The 23,686-nt window shown below is 71.6% G+C and carries 13 protein-coding genes; 8 read left to right on the top strand and 5 right to left on the bottom strand.

The window, feature by feature from the left end:
* Positions 1-181 precede the first annotated feature (181 nt).
* From ElP_RS31240 to ElP_RS31220, 5 genes are all read left to right on the top strand, one after another.
* Entirely contained in the window at positions 182-1,438 is a 1,257-nt protein-coding gene (locus ElP_RS31240) for a sialidase family protein (RefSeq protein ID WP_145276936.1), read from the top strand.
* A 248-nt stretch (positions 1,439-1,686) separates the two neighbouring features.
* Positions 1,687-4,710 (top strand): DUF1553 domain-containing protein, encoded by a 3,024-nt coding sequence (locus ElP_RS31235; RefSeq protein ID WP_231749330.1) that lies wholly within the window; start codon positions 1,687-1,689, stop codon positions 4,708-4,710.
* A 16-nt stretch (positions 4,711-4,726) separates the two neighbouring features.
* The gene (locus ElP_RS31230; RefSeq protein WP_145276934.1) at positions 4,727-6,181 is read left to right on the top strand and encodes a DUF1501 domain-containing protein; all 1,455 of its coding nucleotides are present in this window, start codon (positions 4,727-4,729) and stop codon (positions 6,179-6,181) included.
* 116 nt (positions 6,182-6,297) lie between these two features.
* Positions 6,298-8,232, top strand: a complete 1,935-nt coding sequence (locus tag ElP_RS31225) for a RecQ family ATP-dependent DNA helicase (RefSeq protein WP_145276932.1) — start codon at positions 6,298-6,300, stop codon at positions 8,230-8,232.
* Between the two features lie 127 nt (positions 8,233-8,359).
* The gene (locus tag ElP_RS31220) at positions 8,360-9,739 is read left to right on the top strand and encodes a hypothetical protein (protein WP_145276930.1); all 1,380 of its coding nucleotides are present in this window, start codon (positions 8,360-8,362) and stop codon (positions 9,737-9,739) included.
* A 29-nt stretch (positions 9,740-9,768) separates the two neighbouring features.
* Here the strand turns inward: ElP_RS31220 and ElP_RS31215 are convergent, their stop codons facing one another.
* Positions 9,769-11,994 (bottom strand): PQQ-dependent sugar dehydrogenase, encoded by a 2,226-nt coding sequence (locus ElP_RS31215; RefSeq protein WP_145276928.1) that lies wholly within the window; start codon positions 11,992-11,994, stop codon positions 9,769-9,771.
* Positions 11,995-12,233: 239 nt separating this feature from the next.
* Entirely contained in the window at positions 12,234-13,550 is a 1,317-nt protein-coding gene (locus ElP_RS31210; protein ID WP_145276926.1) for a Gfo/Idh/MocA family protein, read from the bottom strand.
* A 340-nt stretch (positions 13,551-13,890) separates the two neighbouring features.
* Between ElP_RS31210 and ElP_RS31205 the strand changes: the two genes are divergently transcribed.
* Positions 13,891-14,976 (top strand): hypothetical protein, encoded by a 1,086-nt coding sequence (locus ElP_RS31205; protein WP_145276924.1) that lies wholly within the window; start codon positions 13,891-13,893, stop codon positions 14,974-14,976.
* A 1,158-nt stretch (positions 14,977-16,134) separates the two neighbouring features.
* Entirely contained in the window at positions 16,135-17,271 is a 1,137-nt protein-coding gene (locus ElP_RS31200) for an SGNH/GDSL hydrolase family protein (RefSeq protein WP_145276922.1), read from the top strand.
* A gap of 104 nt (positions 17,272-17,375) precedes the next feature.
* Here ElP_RS31200 and ElP_RS31195 read toward each other — a convergent pair whose 3' ends face one another.
* Entirely contained in the window at positions 17,376-18,371 is a 996-nt protein-coding gene (locus ElP_RS31195; RefSeq protein WP_145276920.1) for an aldo/keto reductase, read from the bottom strand.
* 150 nt (positions 18,372-18,521) lie between these two features.
* On the opposite strand from ElP_RS31195, the gene ElP_RS31190 reads away from it, so the two are divergent.
* Positions 18,522-19,412: an acetamidase/formamidase family protein gene (locus ElP_RS31190; RefSeq protein WP_145276918.1), complete on the top strand. Its 891-nt coding sequence runs from the start codon at positions 18,522-18,524 to the stop codon at positions 19,410-19,412.
* A gap of 101 nt (positions 19,413-19,513) precedes the next feature.
* On the opposite strand, the gene ElP_RS31185 is transcribed toward ElP_RS31190, so the two are convergent.
* Both ElP_RS31185 and ElP_RS31180 read right to left on the bottom strand, forming a co-directional pair.
* Positions 19,514-20,980, bottom strand: coding sequence for a DUF1501 domain-containing protein (locus tag ElP_RS31185; RefSeq protein ID WP_145276916.1), 1,467 nt, complete (start codon positions 20,978-20,980; stop codon positions 19,514-19,516).
* Positions 20,970-23,576 carry a PSD1 and planctomycete cytochrome C domain-containing protein gene (locus tag ElP_RS31180; protein ID WP_145276914.1) on the bottom strand — a complete coding sequence of 869 codons (2,607 nt, stop codon included), beginning with the start codon at positions 23,574-23,576 and terminating at the stop codon, positions 20,970-20,972. The genes ElP_RS31185 and ElP_RS31180 overlap by 11 nt, the downstream gene beginning before the upstream one ends.
* Positions 23,577-23,686: the final 110 nt, after the last annotated feature.

Raw genomic sequence — 23,686 nt, 5'->3', positions numbered from 1 at the left:
CTGGCTGTGTCCGAGTTTAACAACTATTGTGGCGGGGTCACGGCAAGATCGCGGCGAATGTCTCGGATGCATGATGCCGGGTTTGACGACGGGGGGCAGACGCCTCGACAACCGCACCGGCCCCTCCTCTCGCGTCGTGCCCAGGCCCCTCCGTTCGACCGGTCGGATGAGACATCAATCCATGGGATTCGGAAGTTCACCCATCGCTCGTCGCTCGTTCCTCGGCTCGGGGGTCGGCCTGGCCTCCCTGCTGGCCTCGGCCCGTTCAACCGCCTCGCCCTTGCCCCGGGTCGACGGGCTCGTCTCCGAGATCGATCGCGAGGTCATCTTCCCAGGCCGGCGGGGAGGGACGACGTGGTTCCACCCCCGCCCCTGCATGATCCCGGGACCCGAGGGGCCGACCGCCCTGATGACCTTGCAGTCGATCGGCGGCTCCGACGTCTTCGGCCCGGTCCACTGGACGACCTCGGCCGACCTCGGCCGCTCCTGGAGCGTCCCGGGGCCGATCCCCGGCCTCGGCCGCGTCAACCTCGGCGAAGGCCGGGAGATGGGCGTCTGCGACGTGGTCCCCGAGTACCACCCGCCCACCGGCACCGTGCTCGCCGTCGGCCACAACGTCTACTACGAGGACGGCGTCCTCGCCCGCCCCCAGGAGGCCCGGTGGCCCGTCTCCACCGTCCGATCCGGCGACGGCCGATGGTCCGAGCCCCGTCGCCTGGAATGGGACGACCCGAGGGGATCGGCCATCTACACCTGCGGCTGCTCGCAGCGAATCGTCCTCGACGACGGGGACATCCTCCTCCCGCTTTCCTTCGGTCCCGAAGGCCGCACCCACCGCTCCGTCACCTCGGCCCGCTGCTCGTTCGACGGCGCCGAGCTGCGGATCCGAGCGGTCGGCACCGAGCTGATCAACGCCGGCGGCCGGGGCCTGCTGGAGCCCTCCCTCGCCCGGCTCGACGGCCGGGTGTTCATGACGATCCGCGCCGAGGATCGGAGGGGTTACGTCTCCTCCTCCGACGACGGCCTGGCCTGGGACCCTCCCCGCCCCTGGTGCTGGGACGACGGCGAGCCCCTGACGATGTCGACCACGCAGCAACACTGGCTCACGCACTCCGACGCCCTCGTCCTCGTCTACACCCGCAAGGCCGAGGAGAATGTCAACGTCATGAGATGGCGGGCCCCGCTCTACCTCGCCGAGGTCGATCGGGACTCCCTCCAGCTGATCCGGGACAGCGAGCGCGTGGCCCTGCCCCTGATCGGCGACGGCATCGACGACGCGGCCCACGTCGCCCGCATGGGCAACTTCCACACGGTCGCCGCCTCCCCGGGAGAGTCCTGGGTGACGGTCGGCGAGACCCTGCCCTCCGATTCCTGGAGCGGCGACACCCTGCTCGCCCGGGTCCGATGGGCCCGCCCGAACCGCCTGGCGCCTTCCTGACCGCGACGACCGCCCGGAGGGAGGAGCGATGCCGTGACGAATCGGTGGAAACCTCGGGTTCTCATCTCGCCGTGTGTCGTCCTGGTTGCCGTCCCGGCGCCGGGACGGGCCATTGCGGTCCTGCCCATGATGGGGGAGAGTAAGGGGTGGGGTTGACGGGTTCTCCGATCCGATCGAGCGAATTGGATCGCCGCGGCATTCCTCGGCGATCGAGGCCCGCCTGGGCGACCCCAGCAACGGATCGTCCGATGATGCGAGTGTTCACGATTTTTGTCTGTTCAATCGCCTTCGCCGCATCCGTCGCCTCGCCCTCGCCCGACCTCCAGGTTCGGGGCGACGGCGGCCGATTCGACGAGGAAATCGCCCCGCTGCTCTCCCGACGCTGCCTCGGCTGCCACAACGCGAGCGACCTGAAGGGAGAACTCGACCTCTCCCGACGGGCAACCGTCCTCGACGGCCTGATCGTCGTCCCCGGCGACCCCGCCGCCAGCCTGCTGTGGGAGCATGTCGAGGCCGACCTCATGCCCCCCGACGAGGCGCTCCCCGCCGTCGAGAAGCAGGCGCTTCGCACCTGGATCGAGCAAGGCGCCCCCTGGGGCACCGACCCCATCGACCCGTTCCACCACACCAGCGACACCCGGGCCGGCTATGACTGGTGGTCCTTCCGGCCGATCTCCCGGCCCGAGCCCCCCGCCCTCGACGGGCACGGGGCGGCGCCCTCGCCGATCGACCGCTTCGTCCGGGCAAGGCTCGCCGCCGAGGGCCTGGCCCCCTCGCCTCCTGCCGATCGGCGGACGTTGATCCGACGACTTTCCTTCGACCTGCTCGGCCTGCCGCCGACCCCCGACCAGGTGGCCTCCTTCGTCGCCGACCCCGCCCCCGACGCTTATGAGCGTCTGGTCGACCGCCTCCTGGCCTCCCCCCACCACGGCGAGCGGATGGCCCGGGGCTGGCTGGACGTCGTCCGGTTCGGCGAGAGCAACGGATTCGAGCATGATGAACTTCGTTCCAATGCCTGGCGCTATCGGGACTGGCTCGTCCGGGCCTTCAACGACGACCTCCCCTACACCGCGTTCGCCCGCCTCCAGCTCGCCGGTGACGTGCTCCGCCCCGGGGACCCCGACGCCGTCGTCGCCACCGGCTTCCTCGTCGCCGGGGCTTACGACTCCGTCGGCCAGGCCCAGCAGAGCGAGGCCATGCGGGCCGTCGTCCGCCAGGACGAGCTGGAGGACATCGTCGGCACCACCGGCCAGGCCTTCCTCGGCCTGACCGCCCACTGCGCCCGATGCCACGACCACAAGTTCGACCCCGTCCGACAGCTCGACTACTACCGCCTCGCCTCCGCCCTCGGCGGCGTCCGGCACGGCGAGCGCGACGTCACGCTTCCCCGCGAGATCGAGGCATACGAGGATCGGCTCGCCTCCGCCCGGGCTCGGCTGGACCGGCTCCGCGCCGAGCGAGCGGCCCTGATCGATCCCGTCCGTCGCCGGCTCCTCGACGAGCGAGGGGACGACGCCAGTCGCACCCCCACGCCCCCCGAGCCGGTCGCCCGATGGGACTTCACCCGGCCGAGGGGCGAGTCGCCCGACTCGCCTCCCGTCTCGCTCCGGGGCGGTGCGTCCCTCGATCTCGATGGGCTCCACGTCGGCGGCCGGGGCGGGTTCGCCGTGTCCGAGCCCCTGGGCGTTTCCCTGACGAGCAAGACCCTCGAAGTCTGGGTCCTCCTCGACGACCTCGACCAGTGTGGGGGGGGCGCGATCAGCGTCCAGGGGCCCGACGGCCGGGTCTTCGACGCCATCGTCTTCGGCGAGCAGGAGCCCCGCCGCTGGATGGCCGGCAGCGACTCCTTCCGCCGCACCCGCCCCTTCGGCGGCCCCGAGGAGGCCGAGGCGAGCGACCGTCCCGTCCACCTCGCCCTCTCGTATCACGACGACGGCACCATCGCCGCCTTCCGGGACGGCCAGCCCTACGGCGCCTCTTATCGATCCGACGGCCCCGTCCGGTTCGAGGCCGGAGAGGCTCGGGTCCTCTTCGGCCTGCGACACGAGCCCCCGGGAGGCAACCGCTTCCTCTCCGGCGTGATCCTGCGGGCGAACCTGTATGACCGCGCCCTCGCCGCCGACGAGGTCGCCGCCTCGTTCCGATCCGCCGGTGAGCCCATCGCCCACGAGGAGATCCTCGCCCTCCTCGGACCCGGCGACCGCGCCGCCCTGGATCGGATCGAGGCCGAGTTGGCCGAGGCCCGCCGCATCCTCGACGAGCCGAGGCCGGAGCGCCTGGCCTACGCGGTGGCCCCGAAGGATCCCGAGCCCTCCCATCTCCTCATCCGGGGCAACCCCGGCCAGCCGGGCGAAGTCGTCTCCCCCGGCGGCGTCCCCGCCGTCCCCGGCCCCGACGCCGACTTCGGCCTCCCGCCCGACGCCGCCGACGGCTCCCGCCGCCGGGCCCTGGCCGAATGGATCGCCCACCCGGAGAACCCCCTGTTCGCCCGGACGATCGTCAACCGGCTCTGGCAGGACCACTTCGGCGTCGGAATCGTCGAGACCCCGAACGACCTCGGCTTCAACGGCGGTCGCCCCTCCCACCCCGAGTTGCTCGACTGGCTGGCGAGCGAACTGATCCGCCAGGGCTGGAGCCTCAAGGCGCTCCGCCGGGCGATCGTCTGCTCGGAAACCTACCGACAATCGTCGAGGAATCGCCCGGAGGCGGCGGCCCTCGATGCCGACAATCGCCTGCTCTGGCGGATGTCCCCCCGTCGCCTGGAGGCCGAGTCGCTCCGGGACGCCATGCTCGCCGTCTCCGGCACCCTGCGGCGGTCGATGGGCGGGCCCGGCGACCCCGACTTCCGGCACCGCATCCGGGGCGGGACCCACTTCTACGACATGGACCCCGCCCTCGACGCCGAGGCCCCCCGCCGCAGCCTCTACCGGGTCTGGGCCCGAGGGGGCCGCAATCCCTTGCTCGACACCTTCGACTGCCCCGACCCCTCCACCACCGCCCCGACTCGTCGCGTCACCACCACGCCGCTCCAGGCCCTCGCGCTCTTGAACAACGACTTCGTCCTGGAGTGTGTCGATCGCCTCGCCGACCGCCTCGAACGCGAGGCCCCGGGAGACCCCGAGGGGCAGGTCGAGCGTGCTTACCGCCTCGCCTTCGGCCGGCCTCCCAACGTTGCGGAGGCCGATCGGGCGACTCGGTCAGTCCGGGAGTTCGGCCCGGCCGTCCTCTGCCGGGCGATCCTCAACAGCAACGAATTCCTGTATGTCGACTGACGAGGATCCCGAGCCGATGCGATCGCCCGACCCCTCCGGATTCGAATCGGATCGCCGCCGCTTCCTCGGCTGGGCCTCCCGGGGCCTCGGCAGCGTGGCCCTTGCCGGGCTGCTGCTGAGGGACGGGGTCGCCCGGGCCGCAATCGGCCCCGGCGAGGCCGAGGACCCCCCGCCCCATCATCCTCCCCGGGCACTCCGGGCGATCCAGATCTGCCTCTGCGGCGCGATGAGCCAGGTCGACACCTTCGACCACAAGCCCGCCCTCGCCCGATATCACGGCTCGCCGCTCCCCTCCGACTCCCGCCCCGACGTCTTCTTCGGCAAGGTCGGCCTGCTCCGCCGGAGCGACTGGGCCTTCCGGCGTCGGGGGGAGAGCGGCCTCTGGGTCTCGGACCTGTTCCCGAACCTGGCCCGGGTCGCGGACGAGCTGACCGTCATCAACTCGATGGTGGCCGAGACCTCCAACCACACCCCCGCCACCTTCCAGGAGAACACCGGGTTCCGCCTGAACGGGTTCCCCGTGCTCGGCTCGTGGTTGTCGTACGGCCTGGGCAGCGAGTCCGACGACCTGCCCTCCTTCGTCGTCATCCCCGACTCCCGGGGGTACCCGGCCGGCGGCACGATCAACTGGTCGAACGGCTTCCTCCCCGCGCGGCACCAGGGCGTCGCCTTCCGGGGGCGGGGAGCGCCGATCGACGACCTCGAACCCGCCCGGCCGATCCCCGAGGCCGAGGAGCGCGCCGCCCAATCGCTCCTCTCCGAGATGAATCGTCATCACATGAGCGACCGGGGGGGCGAGGACGCCCTCGCCGCCCGGGTCCGCAGCTACGAGCTGGCCGCCAGGATGCAGCTCGCCGTCCCCGAGGTGGCCGACCTCGCCGCCGAGACCCCCGAAACCCGATCGCTCTACGGGCTCGACCGCCCCGAGACCGAGGACTTCGGCCGCGGCTGCCTGCTCGCCCGCCGCCTCCTGGAGCGGGGCGTCCGATTCGTCCAGCTCTTCTCCGGGGGGTCGTTCGGCAGCCCCCGGATCAACTGGGACGGCCATGAGGACATGGTCCGCAATCACGGCCGAGAGGCGATCCGGATCGACCTCCCCGTCGCCGGCCTCCTGCGAGACCTCCGCCGCCGGGGACTGCTCGACGACACCCTCGTCCTCTTCACCACCGAGTTCGGCCGCACCCCCTTCACCCAGTCCGACGCCGACGTCCTCGGCACCGGCCGCGACCACAACCAGGACGGCTTCTCCGTCTGGATGGCCGGCGCCGGCCTGAGGCCCGGCCTCTCCTTCGGCTCGACCGACGACATCGGCCACCGGGCCGTCGACCGGCCCGTCTCCTGGTACGACTTCCACGCCACCGTCCTCCACCTGCTCGGCATCGACCACGAGCGGCTCACCTATTATCATAACGGCATCCAGCGACGCCTGACGAACGTCCACGGCCACGTCCTGGCGGATCTCCTCGCCTGACGACGGGCATCGGGGTTTTCCCCTCGCGACCGGGGCCGTCTCGGCATCGCGGGGAGATGTTCCCGGCCCGACGCCCCATGCCCCCCGCGTCCGGATCCCCTGGAGCCCCCCGCCCGATGGCCGACCTCGACCGCGCCCGACTCCTCCTCCGGGAGACCTTCGGCTTCGACGACTTCCGACCCGGCCAGGCCGCCGTCATCGACTGCCTTCTCGGCGGCCGCTCGTCGCTGGCGGTCCTGCCCACCGGCGGGGGCAAGAGCCTTTGTTATCAGGTGCCCGCGCTGATGCTCGACGGCCTGACGCTGGTCGTCAGCCCGCTGATCGCCCTGATGAAGGACCAGGTCGACGCGATGGCCCGACGCGGGGTGGCCGCCGCCCGGCTCGACTCCTCCCTCGACGCCGACCAGGACCGGGCCGTCCGGGACGCCGTCCGGGACGGCCGCCTCTCGCTGCTCTACGTCGCCCCCGAGCGGCTGGCCAGCGAGCGGTTCGTCCGCCTGATCTCGGGCCGGCCGATCGCGCTGATGGCCATCGACGAGGCCCACTGCATCAGCGAGTGGGGCCACAACTTCCGCCCCGAGTACCTCCGCCTCGCCCGGCTCGCCGCCGACCTCCGCGTCGGTCGCGTGCTCGCCCTCACGGCGACCGCCACGCCCGCCGTGGCCGACGACGTCGCCCGGGCCTTCGAGATCGCCCCCGAGGACGTGGTCCGGGTCCCCTCCTTCCGCCCCAACCTGGAGCTGCACGCCACCCCCTGCCGCCCCGACGAGCGGCGCGGGCTGCTCGTCGACCGGATCCGAGCCCGTCCCCCCGGCCCGGCGGTCGTCTACGTGACCCTCCAGCGCACGGCCGAGGAGGTGGCCGAGGCCCTCGTCGCCGAGGGGTTCCCCGCCGTCGCCTATCACGCCGGGCTGGGGGACGAGCGCCGGGCCGAGATCCAGGACGCCTTCATGGCCTCGGATGACCAGATCATCGTGGCCACGATCGCCTTCGGCATGGGGATCGACAAGGCCGACATCCGGTCGATCCTCCACTACAACCTCCCCAAGGGGCCGGAGAACTACGCCCAGGAGATCGGCCGGGCCGGCCGGGATGGGCTCCCCAGCCGTTGCGAGCTGCTGGCCTGCGACGAGGACGTGACCACCCTGGAGAACTTCGCCTACGGCGACACTCCCACCGGCGAGGCGATCGCCTCCCTCACCGCCGACGTCCTCGGCCGGGGCGAGGCGTTCGACGCCTCGATCCACACCCTCTCGAACGATCATGACATCCGGATCCTGGTCGTCCGGACCCTGCTCACCTACCTGGAGCTGGAGGGGGTGATCGCCGCCACCGGCCCCTTCTACGCGGCCTGCCGGTTCCGGTTCCACCGGCCGCCCGGGGCGGTCGCCTCCGGCTTCGACCCCGATCGGGCCGACTTCCTCCGCCGGGTCTTCGAGGCCGCCAGGGTCGGCCGCACCTGGCACACGCTCGACCCGACCGCCGCCGCCGAGGCGCTGGGGGAGCCGAGGGACCGGATCATCAAGGCGCTCGAATACCTGGAACAACAGGGCGACCTGATCCTCCAGCCCTCCGACCTCCGGCTCGGCTACCGTCGGCTGGTCGAAAACCCGGACCTTTCCCGGATCACGGCGAGCCTCGCCGATCGGTTCCGGTCGGCGGAGGCGAGGGAGGTCGATCGTGTCGGCCTGATGCGGGCGTACGCCTCGCAGGAGGGCTGCCTCGCCTCCTGGCTGCTCTCCTATTTCGGCGAACCCCTCCCCGAGGGCTGCGGCCGATGCGGCCGATGCCTGGGAGATCACCCCCGGCCGCTCCCCCCCCTCCCGGCCTGGTCCCCGTCGCCGTCGGATCGGTCGCTGGCCGCCGAGCTGCTCCGGGAGGGGCACGATGCGCTCCGGCACCCGAGGCAACGTGCCCGGTTCCTCTGCGGGCTCTCCTCTCCGGCGACGACCCGGTCGAAACTGACCAGGGACCGCCGCTTCGGGGCCCTCTCCGGCGTCCCGTTCTCCCGGGTGCTCCGGCTCTGCGAGGAGGCCTCGCCCGGGGCCTGACGGACCCCCGTCCCGGCCCGTCGGCGGTGCTGGCAACGCCCCGGGGGAGGGGCTATCGTACGAGGGCCCGGCGCCCGGGTCCCGGCGACCCGGGCCGAGTTCGACGCCCAGCCCCCGGAGACCGATCATGTCCTCGCTCCCCCTCTCCCTCGCCTTGATGGCACTCCTTCCGCCGGCGGCCCCCCAGGCGAGGCCGATTTCCCTGCACCCCGAGAACCCCCACTACTTCGAATTCCGGGGCGAGCCGACGATCCTCGTCACCTCGGGAGAGCACTACGGCGCCGTCCTGAATCTCGACTTCGACTTCCTCCCCTACCTGGACGAGCTTCAAACCCGGGGCTTCAATCAGACCCGGACCTTCTCCGGCACCTACTACGAGGTCCCCGGCTCGTTCAAGATCCAGCACAACACCCTCGCGCCGAAGCCCGAACGGTATCAGTCCCCCTGGGTGAAGGCGGAGGACGGCCGATACGACCTCGACCGCTTCGACCCGGGCTACTTCGACCGGCTCCGCGCCTTCGTCTCGGCGGCGGGGGAGCGGGGGATCGTCGTCGAGTACGTCCTGTTCTGCCCCTTCTACAACGACGACCTCTGGGCGGTGAACCCGATGAACGCCCGGAACAACGTCAACGGCGTCGGCGACTTCGACCGCACCGAGGCCTACACGCTCGACCATCCCGAGCTGCTGGAGAAGCAGCTCGCCTTCGTCCGCCGGGCGGTCCGGGAGCTCCGGGAGTTCGACAACGTCTATTTCGAGGTCTGCAACGAACCCTACTTCGGCGGGGTGACTGGGGAGTGGCAGGACCGCATCATCGCGGAGATCGTCGAGGCCGAATCGGACCTGGAACACCCCCACCTGATCGCCCGGAACATCGCCAACGAGAAGGCCGAGATCACCGACCCGAACCCGGCCGTCTCGCTCTTCAACTTCCACTACGCCGCCCCCGAGGCCGCGCTGGCGAACCTCGATCTGAACAAGGCCCTCGGGGACGACGAGACCGGCTTCGACGGCAACGACGACCGGCCCTACCGGACCGAGGCCTGGCGGTTCCTCCTCTCGGGGGGGGCCCTCTTCGGCCACCTGGACTACTCGTTCACCCCCGACCACGAGGACGGATCCGCCCCCATCGAGACCCCCACCCCCGGCGGCGGCGGCCCGACCTTCCGCGGGCAGCTCGCCTTCCTCAAGCGGTTCCTCGAATCCTTCGACTTCCTCCGGATGTCCCCCGAGAAGGGCTTCCTCTCGTCCGTCGAGCCCGCCGGGATGGCGGACGAACTGGCGGCGATGGCCGTCCCCGACCTCCGGGCGATCGCCCTCTACGCCCCGGAGGGCCCCCGGCTCTCGCTGGGGCTCGACCTGCCCGCCCTCCCGTACCGGTTCGAGTGGATCGACCCGAGGACGGGAGCGGTGCTGGCCTCGGGCGAGTTCGAGGGGGGCGACGGGGTCTCGCTCGACGCCCCGGAGTATGACGAAGACATTGCCCTGGGGATCGAAGCCCGGGAGTGACCGCGACCCCGGACTCCGGCCCGACCCCCTCATTCCGAGGGGGGCAGGGATCGGATCCATTCGGCGATCAGGCCGACCGCCTCGCGGTCGACCTCGGTCGACATCAGGGGCGGCATCTGGCCGGTCAGCCGTCGGGAGATGCGCTGATAGAGGATCGAGCGCTCGGGGTCGCCGGGGAGGACGATCTTGGCGTCGGGGATCTCGAACTTCGTGTGCATCGGCTCCTCGCCGATCAGGCCCATTCGCCGGGCCGGCGTGGTCAGGGCCATTTCCATCCGGGAGTTGCCGCCGCCCTCGTTGACGTGGCAGGTCGAGCAGTTCACGTGCAGGTACGACCGGACCCGGGCTTCCCGGTCGGCCGAGTCGTCGTAGGGGTCGACCAGCCTCGGGCGGTCGGCCTTCCGCTCGGGGAGGTCCCCCTCGAAGAGGCCGATGTGCTCGAAGGTGCGGAGCTGGTCGGCCTCGACGCCCTCGTAATCGTGCGTGCGGTCGAGCTGGAGCGGCGAGAAGCCCAGGACGAAGCCGGCCGCCCGCGAGTGGCAGACGAGGCACTCGGTCCGGGCCGGGAACCGCCAGGCCTGCTCCCGGACGCCGCCGGACGCCTCCGGGTCGGGCACCTCCAGCAGGGCGATGTCGCCGGACGAGGGGACGAGTTCGGCGTCGGTCTGCTCGGCGTTCCAGCGGTAGGAATAGCCCGTCCACTCCCCCTGCTGCCGGTTCATCAGGCGGGTCTCGATCCGCGTCTTCGCCGGGTTGCCCTCCTCGTCGAGCACGTCGAGGCTGAGCGTCTGCACCAGCACCGAGCCATTCGGCAGCGACCAGGCGCCCCCGGCGTTCTTCTGCGGCTTCTGCTCGATCCGCTCCAGCCCGGGGAAGGCGGCGAAGCGCTCCATCGAGGCGCCGTCGTTCCAGCCCGGCGCGGCCACGTCGTAGGGCAGGGCGGCCGGGTGCTTCGTGTGCTCGGCCACGGAGTCGAACAGCCCCGTCTCGCTCAACAGGGTCGGGAAGGGATGCGGGGGCAGGTCGGCGGCGGTCGTCGGCTCCAGGCGGTGGAAGCCGGAGACGTGGTCGATGACGTAGAGCTCGCCGTCGTGGTCGGTGCCGAAGCCGGTGATGTTGAACGGCGTGTCCACCAGCTCCCGGTTCCGGGCGACCCGGTCGTCCTCGACCTCGATCCCCCAGACCTTCCCCGTCGACCAGTCGCCGTAGAGGTACGTGCCGACGAGTTCCGGCAGCCGGTCCCCCCGGTAGACCCGGCCCCCGGTCAGCGACCGGGCCTCGCTGTGGTGGTGTTCGGCGGCGGGGGGGGAAATGGGGTCGGGCCCCTGCTCGCGCTGGGCCTGGAAGATCTGCATCCCCTCGGTGATGCTCCAGCCGTAGTTGGCCCCCTTCTCGACCAGGTAGACCTGCTCCCAGAGGTCCTGGCCGTTGTTGCCGGCCCAGAGCTGGCCCGACTCGGCGTCGAAGCTCAGGCGCCAGGGGTTCCGGAGGCCGTAGGCCCACACCTCGGGGCGGGCGCCGGGGCGGTCGACGAAGGGGTTGTCCGGCGGGACGGAGTAGTTCCGGCCGGCATCCGGGTGGTCGACGTCGATCCTCAGGATCGAGCCGAGCAGGTCGTCGATCCGCTGGCCGGTGAGGTGGGCGTCCGAGCCGCTCGACCCGTCCCCGGACGAAATGTAGAGCATCCCGTCGTTGCCGAAGGCCACGTCGCCGCCGTCGTGGCCGTTGGAGGCCCATTCGATGATCAACAGCCTCGAATCCGGGTCGATCGTGCCCGTCTCGCGGTCGACGGTGTATCGGACCGCCTGGGTGGTCTTCTCCGGGCCACCCCGGCGCCCTCCCCCGTCGGGCCCGTTCATGCCGAGGAAGATGAAGCCGTTCTCCTCGTAGTCCGGGTGGAAGGCCAGGCCGCAGGAGAGGGCGTTGACCTCCAGCAAGAGCTCGGGATCCCGGGCGTCCTGGTCGTCCTCGACGACGAGCAGTCGGCTCGGCCCGGCCCAGGAGCCCAGGTGCTGGAGGAGGAACAGCCGGTCGGTCCCCGGCTCGGGGAACATGGCCAGGGGCTGCTCGATCCCCTCCAGCCCCGGGAAGGCCCGCGCCGTCTTGTACGGCAGCGGGGGCTCGGGAGAGCCGACCACCCGGGAATCCTCCCAGGGGATCCGACGCTCCAGGCCGACCGGGCCGTCGTCGTCGGCCGGGATCGGGGCGGGCAGGATCAGCAAGGGTACCAGCGCGAGGATCGGCGTCGACCGCATTGTCGGGGCCTCGGTTCGTCTCGGTTCGAGCGATGACTGGGCGGATCGGTCGGGGACGGGGATGGGAGGATCGCGGGGCGATCGGCCCCGGCCCGGATGCGAGGCGGAGAGGTGCGATGACCCGGGGCCGGGGTCGGATCCAGTCTAGCCGACCCGGGGCCCCGCCGCCCAGCACCCCCCGCCCGACCGGGGGAGGACGGCCGGACGGCCGACCGCCCCGGGCGATCGCCCTCCTGGGCTCAAAGCCTCCAGGGCTTCCTCATCGCGGGGGAGAGCAGCCGGTTGGCCTCCTCGCAGTTGGTCACCTGCTCGGCCTCGGGATCCCAGGCCAGCGGCGTGCCGACGAGCATGGCGATGTTGTTCAGGTGGCAGATGGTGGCGGTCCGGTGCCCGGCCTCGGCCGGGGCCACCGGCCGGGTCCGCGACCGGACGCAATCGAGGAAGTTCCGCTGGTGCCCCGGGCTCCGGCCGAGGTGGATCTCGTCCGGCCCGATCGGCTCCTCCAGCAGGCTCGGGCTCGACGCCTCCAGCCTCCCCCCGTGGATCTCGACGAAGATCCAGCCGTCCTCCCCCTCGAACTTCAAGCCTCGGGGGCCCTGGGTCGAGCCGATCAGCGTCACCCCGTCGGCATACGTGTTGGTGAACTCGTAGTCCCAGAAGGCGTCGTAGAGCCCCTCCCCCCGTCGCCCCCTCGCCTCGACGTGGACCGGCCCGGTGTGGTCGGCCCCCAGGCCGAGCTGGGCGATGTCGATGACGTGCGCCCCCCGGTCGGTCATCTCCCCGCCGCCGTAGGCGAGCTGGAACCGCCACCAGAAGTGGCAGCGGTCCTCCAGGTAGGGGACCCTCGGCGTGTGCCCGAGCCAGAAGTCGTAGTCGAACCCCTCCGGGATCGCCTCGGGGGCCGCCGCCCCGGCGTGGGCCTTGGCCTCCTCGTGGTGGCTATCGGTGTCCGGCAGGTTGATCCGGACGGACCGGATCCGGCCGATCCGGCCGTTGCGGACCAGCTCGCAGGCATACCGGGCGTTGTCGCCGGAGCGCTCGTGGCTGCCGACCTGGAGGATCCGCCCGTGCCGCTCGACGGCGTCGACGATCGCCCTCCCCTCGGCCACCGTGTTCGTCAGCGGCTTCTCGCAGTAGATGTCCTTGCCCGCCTCCGCCGCCGCCACCGAGGCGATCCCGTGCCAGTGGTCCGGCGTGGCGACGATCACCGCCTCGACGTCGTCCCTCGCCAGCAATTCCCGGAAGTCGTGGTACGAGGCGCAGTCGGCGTTGCCCGCCCGCTCGTCGACCTCCTGCTTCCCCTGCGCCCGATGCGAGGCGTCCACGTCGCAGACGGCCGCGAGCTGCACGTCGGGCTGGCCCATGAACATGCCGATCAGCCCCCGTCCCCGCCCCCCGGTGCCGATGCAGCCGACCACGACCCGGTCGCTCGGCGCCGCCTTCTCGTCCCTCCCCAGGGCCGAGGCCGGGACGATCGTCGGGAACGCGATCGCGCCGGCCGAGGCGGCGGCGGCCTTCAACAGTCCTCGTCGGGAGAGGTCATGTCTCGTGGTCATCGGGCTCGGCTCCTGTTGGTGGTCGGCGTCAACGTCCGGGAGTGAGGTGCCTGCTCCTTCGAGGTGGTCGATGCCGGGGCACCTCCCGGGAGGCCCGATCATCGCCGCACCCTCTCCCGATTTCCAGTCGCCGCCCGGACGGCCCGCCGCCGAGGGATCGTCTCGAACAATCGGGTTTTTTCCTGGTACACCCCCCCCGGTTCGCTTCCAATGAATAACTGGATGCGACGACGTGTGTGCGGTCGTTGCCAGGCATCCCGTGGTCGATCGATCCTCCGGGGCCCGGCGCGGACTGCATCCTCCCCGACCGGCCCCGGTACTTGACTCGGGGGAGGTCGCGATGGCGTGGCATTGCGGGGCGGCGGGCTGCCCGACCCACTCGAGCCCGGAGCACAACTGTCGCGACTGGGAGATGGCCCCCCTCCGCCGATCGGTGGGCCGGGGAGGCGCCAATGATCAGGCCGACGTCCGGGTCGTCCAGGGGACACTCAACCGGTTCCAAACCGACCGCGGTGGCCCCAGTCCTCGCCTCGACACCTCGGGGCGATGCGACGCGCCGACGATCGCGGCCATCGAGGCGCTCCAGCGTCTGCATCCCGGACTCGGGTTGCGCTCCCCGGACGGACGCGTCGACGTCGGCGGCCGGACCCATGCGGCCCTGGCCTCCCGGTTCGGGGGTACCCTCTCCAGCCCTTCCCCAACCTCCACCCCCGCGGCCGGCCCGATCTCAGGGACCCTGACGCCGCAGCACATCCCGATCACCGTGCATGAGCAGGTGATCGATTTCTTCGTCTGCATCAGCACCCCCGACCCCGAGACCAAGGTCCGCCTGCTCGCGACCTTCTTCGGGCGGATGCCCCCCGCCCACCTCGCCGTCCTCTACCCCTTCTTCGTGATCGAAGACAAGCCGAACCACGGGCCCGGCGGGGGGACCTGGCTCCGTGCCGAGCTGGAGGCCGGTGCGTTCGCCGGCCGCCGCCACGAGGAAGCAACGGGCCTCAGCAACGCCGACGTCGATCGACTCGTCCTCTCGGCAGGGGCCCGTGGCCTGCACGGCATCCCCCGCGACCGCTGGGAGCGGGACGTGGGGACCAGCGCCGCCCGGGCCGAATGGACCGTCATCCATGAGGCGGGCCACGCCGTGGACTACGAGTTAGACCTCCGGGGAACCTACCGGGTCCACGACTATCGCGGGATTACTCCCGCCTGCGGGGCGGGCAATCTCATCGTCCGGAGGGCGGTCGAGGCCTATGCCCGGTACATCTACGCCGACAGGGACGCCGCCGTCGCCCGGGAGTCCGTCCCCAGCGAGACCCGCGCGGCCAGCAGCAGTCGCGTCATCCGCAACCTCTGGGGCACGCCGGCATTCTCCCCGGCCAACGTCCCTCCCGGATGGAGGCCTCGGTCGAGCGGGAACCTTTACTAGCAGCCCGCAGCGGGGGGGCCTGGAGGCCCGACTCGAAGTCGGCGGCCCCCTCGGATTCCCTCCCAGTCGTCCCGACGACCAACCCCCATCCGGCCTCGGGGTCGCCACCTCGCCGGATTATGTGACTGGAATCGGCCCGTCCCACGATCTTTATGGGGAGGGGCCGGCCGTACGGCCCCGCCGTCCCGCCCTGCGCAGAGCGTCTCCGGTGCCGATCGTCGAGCCGAGCCCCTCACGACCGATGCCCGACCGACCATGCCCCCCGGCCTCACCCGGGGGCGGGACCGATCGCGCCTGCCCCATCCCCGCCCGGCGGTCCCCGGCGTCGGGGGCGATGATCCCTCCCCTGTCGGCTGGCTCGACGATCGGGGAGGGCCGTCTCAGGCGTCGTCGCGTCGGCGCGGAGCGAAGCCATTTTTCGTTCTGCAACCTGTTCTCGCGGAATCCTTTGAGTGGCTTGGCCGGCCCTGTCCGGAAGCGCACCGACCCCCTCCCGGCCCTGAACCGACACCCCATCCGGGGGGATTGCCCGCGTCGACCTCCCCGACGGGCCGAGCCAGGGACGGACACTCGTCCCGTCGCCGCGTCCCGGCGCGGAACGAAGCCATTTGGTTTTTCGCAACGTGTCCGTTCGTCAGGGGTTGCGAGATTCGGCTCGGCGCACCAACGGCGCACCGATCCCGTTCCTTCCCCCGGACCCCGAGTCCGACGCTTGGGAAGGAGCGTGACCGACTGGCCCATCACCCGGGCGGCCCAGCTTGGGGCGAATGCCCGATGCGCCGAAACGGAGCGAAGCCATTTCGGTTTCTGCAACGCAATTGCTGGACGATGGTTGCGAAGATTGGGCGTTCGTCTTGTTGGCGCACCGACCGCCGCCGGGGCCCCTCCCCGGCGCACCGATCGGGGGTGTCGGTGGACTGCGACCGACTCCGAGGGCGGAGGCGGAGCGGTGTGTCGAGAGCGGCCGGCGGCCCGGGTCGGATGGCTTTGCCTCCGGGGCAGGGCATTGATGCCTCGGGGCCGCCTCGGGTACATCGGCCCACTCGGGGAGGTCCCCTCGGGCCGAACGTGCCCCAGCCTCCTGGACATCCGAGGTCCCGGTCCGAAGCCCCGGGCCGGCCTCGACGCGACTGCGATGAACGATCAAGGACCGCACCGATGATTCGAATCGCCGGACTCGCCTTCGTGTTTGCCGGGTTCCTCGCCCCGACTTCCAGCGACGCCCAGGAGGTCATCGACCCGTCCCTGGCGAGGACCGACCCGGGAGACTCGACCCGCTGGTATGACATCCAGCTGCTCGGGATCGAGGGCCAGGGCTGGGACGACACGAAGGCGCCCTTCGACCGTCTGCCGGCCCGGGCCGAGGGGGTGGTGCGAGACGCGGTCTGGGGCCTCAGCCGGCACTCGGCGGGGCTCTGCGTGCGGTTCGAGACCGACGCCCCGACGATCAAGGCCCGATGGACGCTGACCTCCGACCGCCTGGACATGCCCCACATGCCGGCCACCGGGGTCAGCGGGCTGGACCTCTACGCCAGGGTCGGCGACCGCTGGCAGTGGCTCGGCTACGGCCGCCCCGAGCAGGCGCCGACGAACACGGGCACCCTGGCCTCGGGGATCGAGGGCGGCCCTCGCGAATACCTGCTGTACCTGCCGCTCTATAACGGGGTGTCCTCGGTCGAGATCGGGATCCCGGAGGGGGCCTCGCTCTCGAAGGCGACGCCCCGGCCCGAGGCGAGTTCGAGGCCGATCGTCTTCTACGGCACCTCGATCACCCAGGGGGGCTGCGCCTCCCGGCCGGGGATGGTGCACACGGCGATCCTCGGCCGGAGGCTCGACCGGCCGGTCATCAACCTCGGCTTCTCGGGCAACGGCCGGATGGAGGCCGAGGTGGCCGGGCTGCTGGCCGAGCTGGATCCGGCCGCTTACGTCATCGACTGCCTGCCGAACATGGACGCCGGGGAGGTGGAGGAGCGGGTCGGGCCCCTCGTCCGGACCCTCCGGGAGGCCCATCCCGACACCCCGATCGTGCTGGCCGAGGACCGGACCTACTCCAACGCCCCGCTCGTCTCCTCCGCCCGGGAACGCAACGCGACCAGCCGGGCCGCGCTGAAGCAGGAGTTCGACCGCCTGGTGGCCGACGGCGTGCCGGGGCTGACCTACCTGCCGGGAGACCCCCAGCTCGGCGACGACACCGAGGGGACCGTCGACGGCTCCCACCCGACCGACCTCGGCTTCTTCCGGATGGCCGACGTCTTCGAGCCGGTCCTCCGCTCGGCGCTTTCCGAGGGCCCCTGACCATGTCCCGACCGACCCCGAACCGAGGCAGTCTCAGGGCGGGACCGGGACATGGTCCGGTGCCAGGACGTCGCCGCACGCCTCGGCTCGGGGATCGGCTCCCGTCAATTCCAGGGGAGGCGGGATCGGGTCGACCAATACGCCTCCGGGGGCTCGACCAGTGGGGCAATTGCCCCGTCGGCCTGCTCGTCCCAGGAGACGGCAGTCGCGGCGAGGTTCGAGCGGAGCTGTTCGGCCGAGGCCGCGCCGCTGAGGACGACATCGGCCCAGGGCTGGGCAAGCGCGGCGGCCAGGGCGAGGGCGTCGATGGAGGTCCCCAGCCGGTCGGCCTGCCCCTCCAGCACGAGTCTCGCGTCGGCGAACGCGGGGTCGTCGTTGCGGGCGGTCAGCCGGCCGTTTGCCAACGCCTCCTTGACGATCACCCCCAGGCCAATCGACCGGGCCTCGGCCAGCGCCGGCCCGGCGGATCGCTCCAGCAGGTTCCAGGTGGCCTGGACGGCGTCGAAGAGGCGGACGCCGTCGACCCGGACGCCCATCGCCTTGTCCAGCGTCTCGGCCTGGCGGGGGCCGGAGAGCGAGAGGCCGATGCGGAGGCCCTCGGCCTTCAAGCGGGCCAGCTCGCCGAGCACCTCGGGGTCGTCCAGGACGCCGCTCTCCAGGGTGGCGGAGTGGATCTGGTAGAGGTCGAGGTGGCCTCCCAGCAGGTCCCGGCTCTCCCGGGACTGGCGGCGGAGGTTGTCGAGCGAGTGGTCCTTGACTTCGTGCCGATCGGCGTCGACTCGCCATCGGGCCGTGTAGACGTAGCCCCACTTCGACCCGACCGTCACGTCCGATGGCCCGACGCCGCGGGACTCCAGCCAGCGGGCCAGGAACTCCTCGGCCCGGCCGTAGGACCGGGCGGCGTCGAGGTAGCGGACGCCGGAGGCGAGGGCTAGGTCGAGCACCTCGGAGGCGTGCCGCTCCATCGCCTCGACGGTGCGCCCGCCCCGGAGGTCGGCCGCGTGGCCGAGGTTGATGTAGCCCGGCCTCCCGAGGGCGGCCAGGCCGAGCCCGATCCGGGAGACGACCGGGCCGGAGTCTCCCAGGGTGACCGTGTCCATCGCGCTCGGGCCTCGTCGGGGGTTCGGGGAGGCGGGGGGCGGAACCGCCCGCCGATCGGGGGCATAATCTACCCCATCGTCCCCCCGCCCGGTACGCCGATCCGGGCCGGAGCCCATGCCGAAGGCGACGTTGCCCACCCCGAGGCCCCCATGCGACACCTGCCGATCGGATCGCTGGTCTACGAGTTCAGCCGACACCTGGAACCCCGGGCCCGGGTCGGGCCGGGGGAGACCCTGGTCGTCGCCAGCGAGGACGCCCTCTCCGGCCAGATCCGCACCGATGCCGACCGCCGGGACAAGGCGGCGGTCCCCTACAGCAACCCGCTCAACGGCCCGATCTTCGTCGAGGGGGCCGAGCCGGGGGATGCCCTGGCCGTCACGATCCGGGAGATCCGCCCCTCGATCGGCCAGTGCGCCACCCGGACCGCCGACCCGAGGCAGCTCTGCGAGTGGCTCGGCACCGAGGTGCCCCACGGCACCCACGTCTGCGCCATCAAGGACGGCCTGATCCACTGGAGCGACGCGATCGCGATCCCGTATGCCCCGATGCTCGGCTGCATCGGCACGGCGCCGGACTGGGGAGCCCCCACGACGGCCCCGGCCGGCAACCACGGGGGCAACCTGGACCTGATCGAGGTCTGCCCCGGCAACACGGTGGTCCTGCCCGTCTTCGTGCCCGGCGGCCTGCTCTACCTGGGAGACGCCCACGCCGCGATGGGGCACGGCGAGCTCTCGGCCACGGGGCTGGAGATGCCGGCGGAGTCGACGATCACGGTCGACCTGCGCAAGGGGCCGAAGATCCCGGGCCCTCGGGTCGAGGGGCCGGGGGAGATCATGGCCGTGGCCACCGGATGCCCGGCGGAGCGGTCGATGGCCGAGGCGTTCGCCCGGCTGATCCTCTGGATGGAGGCCGAGTTCGGCTGGGACCGCTGGCGGGCGTACGACCTGCTGACGCACGTCGCCCGGATCTCGGTCGGCTACTACGGCATCGGCACGGTGGGGGTGAAGGTCGACCGCCGCTACCTCGGCGGCGGCGGCTGATCGATCAGAGGATCGGGGGATGTTGATCGGGGTCCGCGTGGAGTGGACTGTGGGAGGCGGTGCCCCCCGTGCCGGGAATGGCCCGGGAGGGCAGGGGGATGTCAGGCGACGGGAGGGGGAGACTGGAGGATTTCCCCGACAATTCGCGCCGGTCGGCCATCGGTCAGGAAATACTCCCGGCCGCTGGCGTGGTAGGCGAGCTTCTCGTGGTCGAGGCCGAGCAGGTGCAGCGCGGTGGCCTGGAAGTCGTTCGGGGTGACGACATCCTCGACGGCCTTGTGGCCGACCTCGTCGGTGGCGCCGAAGGTCATGCCCCCCTTGATGCCCCCGCCGGCCATCCAGACGGAGAAGCCCTGGCCGTTGTGGTCGCGGCCGGCGGAGTCATCCAGGGCCCCCTCGGTGACGGGCAGCCGGCCGATCTCGCCGCCCCAGTGGACCAGGGTGGTGTCCAGCAGGCCCCGTTGCTTGAGATCTTTGACCAAGGCGGCGGCGGGGCGGTCGGTGCGTCGGCAGATGGCGGGCAGGGTGGTCTTGATCGAGTTGTGGTTGTCCCAGGGCTGGCCGCCGAGGAACAGCTGGACGAACCGGACCCCGCGCTCGACCAGGCGGCGGGCGATCAGGCATCGGGTGCCGTACTCCCGGGTCTCGTCCTCGTCGAGCCCGTACATCCGCCTGATGTATTCCGGCTCGCCGGAGACGTCCAACGCCTCCTTGGCGGCGGTCTGCATGGCGGCGGCCAGCTCGAAGCTCTGGATGCGGGTCTCCAGGTCGTCCTCGCCGGGGTGACGCTCCAGGTGCCGGCGGTTGAGGCGGTCGAGCAGGGCGAGGTTCCGCTCCTGGACCGCTCCCCGGGCGGAGGCGGGCGGGTCGAGGTTCAGGATCCGGGGCTCCTGGGGGCGGAGGACGGTCCCCTGGTAGAGCGGGGGCATGAAGCCGCTGGACCAGTTGTGGGTGCCGTCGACGGGGTGGCCGCCGGGGTCGGAGAGGACCATGTAGGCGGGCAGTTCCTGCGACTCGCTCCCCAGGGCATAGACGATCCAGCTCCCCATCGTCGGCCGGCCGGTGATGCCGGCGATGCCGCCGTGGAAGTAGCGGATCGAGACCTCGTGGCCGTTGTGACCGGTGTGCATCGACCGGATCACGCAGAGGTCGTCCACGATGCCGGCGGTCTCGGGCAGCAGGTCCGAGACCTCGGTGCCGCACTCGCCCCGCTTCCGGAATTTGAATGGAGAGCCGAGCAAGGCCTTGGTGGCCCGGTTGACGAAGCTGAAGTCGACCTCGCCGCCGTAGTCGGCGCCGTGCAGTCGGGTCAGCTCGGGCTTGGGGTCGAGCAGGTCGACGTGGGAGGGGCCGCCGTGCATGAACAGCGAGATCATCGCGTCCGCCTTCGGGGCGAACATCGGCGGCCTCGGCTTCAGGTCGAGCGGCAGGTTCTCGCCGGGCTTCTGCGGGATCTCGGCCAGCGCGCCCTCCTGCCGGAGCAGGGAGGCCAGGGCGAACGCCCCGACGCCGAACCCGGTGTTCGCCAGCAGGGACCGTCGGGTCCATCGCGGGGGATCAGTCCACATAGAGGAACTCGTTGGAACTCAGGAGTTGGTGGCAAAGGTGGGTCAGCGCCGCCCGGGGGCGGTCCTCCGGGGCGTCGGCCGAGTCCATCGCGTCGAGCTGCTCGGCCACGAAGGCCCGGGCAAGCTCCAGCTCCTCGGGCTCGATCGGCCGCTGGTAGGCGAGGGCCCAGGCATGGGCGATCAACCGGGGGAGCGTCGCGCCGGTCTTGCCCTGGACCGCTTCGCTGGCGTCGCAGTCGGCCGGCAGTTCGAGGTCGCTCGGGGTCTCGGCGAGGAGCCGGTCGGCCATCGCGGCGGCCTCGCCGACGACGAAGTCGCTGTTCATGAGCATGAGCGCCTGGGGCGCGGAGGTGCTCGGCGAGCGGCGGTCGCAGTTGACCCCCATCACCGGCGCGTCGAAGGTGACGAGGAAGGAGACGGGTCGGGATCGGCGAGTCTGGAGGTAGATGCTCCTCCTCGGCGAGTCGCCGTCGGGAACCGCCTGGCCGACGGCGTCTTCCGACACCGGGACCGGGGGGCCGAAGGGGGTCGGGTCGAGCCGGCCGCTGGCGGCGAGGATGCGATCCCGCAGGGCCTCGGCGTCGATCCTCAGGACGGGATACCGGCCGAGCAGGGCGTTCGAGGCGTCGACCGCGTCGTGCGAGGGGTTGCGCAGGGACGACTGACGATAGGCGGTCGAGGTCATGATCAACCGATGCATCGCCTTGAGGCTCCAGCCCCGTCGGACCAGCTCCTCGGCCAGCCAGTCGAGCAGCTCGGGGTTGGTCGGCCGCTCGCCCAGCACGCCGAAGTCCCCCGGCGTGTTCACCAGCCCTCGGCCGAAGTGGTGCAGCCAGATCCGGTTGGCCAGGACCCGGCCGACCATCGGGTGCCTTCCGCTGACGAGGTACCGCGCGAACGCCAGGCGACGGCCGGAGGTCGGCAGCCCGGGGTCATCCGGCGCGATCTCGAAGCGTCCCCCCTCGGGGGAGGCGATCGTCAGGCCGCCGGGGAGGACGGGGTCGGTGGGCTGCCGGTGGTCTCCCCGGTGGAAGATTCGGGTCTCGGGCAGGACGTCGGGCACCTCGTCGAGCACGCTGACGAAGTCCTCGGGCGGCTTCTCGGCCCGCTTGGCGGCGACCGCCTCGCGCTCGGCCTTCAGCTCGTCGGCGGCCTTTTGGTTGTAGAGGTAGAGGGTCCCGGCGTTCACGTTGACCTTCGGGTGGGCGACCAGCAGCGCCTTCTGCTCGTCCGTCCGGCCCCGGGCGGGGGTGTCGTTCGCTTCGCGGAGGGCCTCGTGCAACTCCTCGGGGATGTCGGCCAGCACCTTCTCCAGCTCGACCCGGATCAGCTCCCTGGTCTTCGCGTCGAGGGCCTCCTGGAGCGTTTGGGCCTCGGCCTCGATCGCGGCGGCTTTGGCCTTCTCCTCGGCGGTGGCGAGGGAGACGAGTCGCTGGCCGGGGCGCCTCCAGTGCTGGGTGTCGAGGGCGGGCTCGAAGACGGCCCGGAGGCGGAAGTAGTCGGCCTGGGGGATCGGGTCGTAGCGGTGGTCGTGGCACTGGGCACAGCCGACGGAGAGGCCGAGGAAGGTCGAGCCGACCACCTTGAGCGTGTCGGCCACCACCTGGTTGGAGGCGAGGTCCAGGTCGCCCCCCCCGGTCGAGGTGGCGTCGGGGACGTTGCGGAGGAAGCCGGTCGCGGCCAGTGTCTCCACCCGTTCCGGTTCCAGGTCCGTCCAGGGCCGGGGGACCAGCTCGTCCCCGGCCAGTTGCTCGGCGATGAAGCGGTCGAGCGGTTTGTCACCGTTGAGGGATCGGATGACGTAGTCGCGATACTTGTACGCGTAGGGCCGGGGCGTGTCCGTCGAGCCGTCGCCGTCGGAATCGGCGTAGCCGGCCACGTCGAGCCAGTGCCGGGCCCAGCGCTCGCCGTACCGGGGGGAGTCGAGCAGGCGGTCGATCATCCGGTCGTAGGCGTCGGGGGATTCGTCGGAGAGGAAGGCGTCGATCTCGCCCGGCGAGGGGGGCAGGCCGGTGAGGTCGGCGCTGGCGCGTCGGAGCAGCGTGAGGCGGTCGGCGTCGGGGGAGAAGGAGAGGCCATGCTCCCGGAGGCGGGCCAGGACGAAGGCATCGATCGGCGTCCGGACGCGATCCTCGGCCGTGAAGGCGGGGGGCTCGGGGGCGTCGATCGGCTGGAAGGCCCAGTAGGCCCGCTCCTCGTCGGTGATGCCGATGCCGGGGGGGAGCGACTCGGGTTCGTCGCCGAGGGTCGGGGCCCCGGCGGCGATCCATCGGCGGATCACCTCGACCTGATCGGGCGGGACCTTCTTCTCGCCCGGCGGCATCTCGCCGTCCTCCAGGCGAAACATCAACAGGCTCTCGTCGGGATGGCCGGGCTCGATCGCCGGCCCGCTCAGTCCGCCGTCGGCGGCGAACCGCCGGAGGCGGAGGTCGAGATCCCCCTCCAGGTCCTCCTCGCCGCCGTGGCAGTCCAGGCAGTACGCCTTGAGGATCGGCCGGACGTCCCGCTCGAACGTCAGCGTCGGTTCCTCGCCCACCGCCACGGGCGGGGCCGGGGAGGCGGCCAGGATCAGGCCCAGGATTCGGGTCACACTCATCACCGCTCCTCATTCCCGATGCGTCGACGGCCCATCAGGGGCCCTGGTCCGAGGTTGGCCCTGGGTTTGATTCTTGTTGAATCGGGCCGGGAACACAATGCGGTTTCGAC

Origin of the sequence: Tautonia plasticadhaerens (genome assembly GCF_007752535.1) — a bacterium.
GTDB classification, from domain to species: Bacteria; Planctomycetota; Planctomycetia; order Isosphaerales; family Isosphaeraceae; genus Tautonia; species Tautonia plasticadhaerens.
Note: the sequence above shows the minus strand (reverse complement) of the source record. Positions and strands in the feature narration are given on the sequence as shown.

Excerpts from the sequence above, each read along its gene's own strand:
- ElP_RS31240 (WP_145276936.1), top strand. The coding sequence starts at position 182 with ATGGGATTCGGAAGTTCACCCATCGCTCGTCGCTCGTTCCTCGGCTCG.
- ElP_RS31235 (WP_231749330.1), top strand. The coding sequence starts at position 1,687 with ATGATGCGAGTGTTCACGATTTTTGTCTGTTCAATCGCCTTCGCCGCA.
- ElP_RS31230 (WP_145276934.1), top strand. The coding sequence starts at position 4,727 with ATGCGATCGCCCGACCCCTCCGGATTCGAATCGGATCGCCGCCGCTTC.
- ElP_RS31225 (WP_145276932.1), top strand. The coding sequence starts at position 6,298 with ATGGCCGACCTCGACCGCGCCCGACTCCTCCTCCGGGAGACCTTCGGC.
- ElP_RS31220 (WP_145276930.1), top strand. The coding sequence starts at position 8,360 with ATGTCCTCGCTCCCCCTCTCCCTCGCCTTGATGGCACTCCTTCCGCCG.
- ElP_RS31215 (WP_145276928.1), bottom strand. The coding sequence starts at position 11,994 with ATGCGGTCGACGCCGATCCTCGCGCTGGTACCCTTGCTGATCCTGCCC.
- ElP_RS31210 (WP_145276926.1), bottom strand. The coding sequence starts at position 13,550 with ATGACCACGAGACATGACCTCTCCCGACGAGGACTGTTGAAGGCCGCC.
- ElP_RS31205 (WP_145276924.1), top strand. The coding sequence starts at position 13,891 with ATGGCGTGGCATTGCGGGGCGGCGGGCTGCCCGACCCACTCGAGCCCG.
- ElP_RS31200 (WP_145276922.1), top strand. The coding sequence starts at position 16,135 with ATGATTCGAATCGCCGGACTCGCCTTCGTGTTTGCCGGGTTCCTCGCC.
- ElP_RS31195 (WP_145276920.1), bottom strand. The coding sequence starts at position 18,371 with ATGGACACGGTCACCCTGGGAGACTCCGGCCCGGTCGTCTCCCGGATC.
- ElP_RS31190 (WP_145276918.1), top strand. The coding sequence starts at position 18,522 with ATGCGACACCTGCCGATCGGATCGCTGGTCTACGAGTTCAGCCGACAC.
- ElP_RS31185 (WP_145276916.1), bottom strand. The coding sequence starts at position 20,980 with ATGTGGACTGATCCCCCGCGATGGACCCGACGGTCCCTGCTGGCGAAC.
- ElP_RS31180 (WP_145276914.1), bottom strand. The coding sequence starts at position 23,576 with ATGAGTGTGACCCGAATCCTGGGCCTGATCCTGGCCGCCTCCCCGGCC.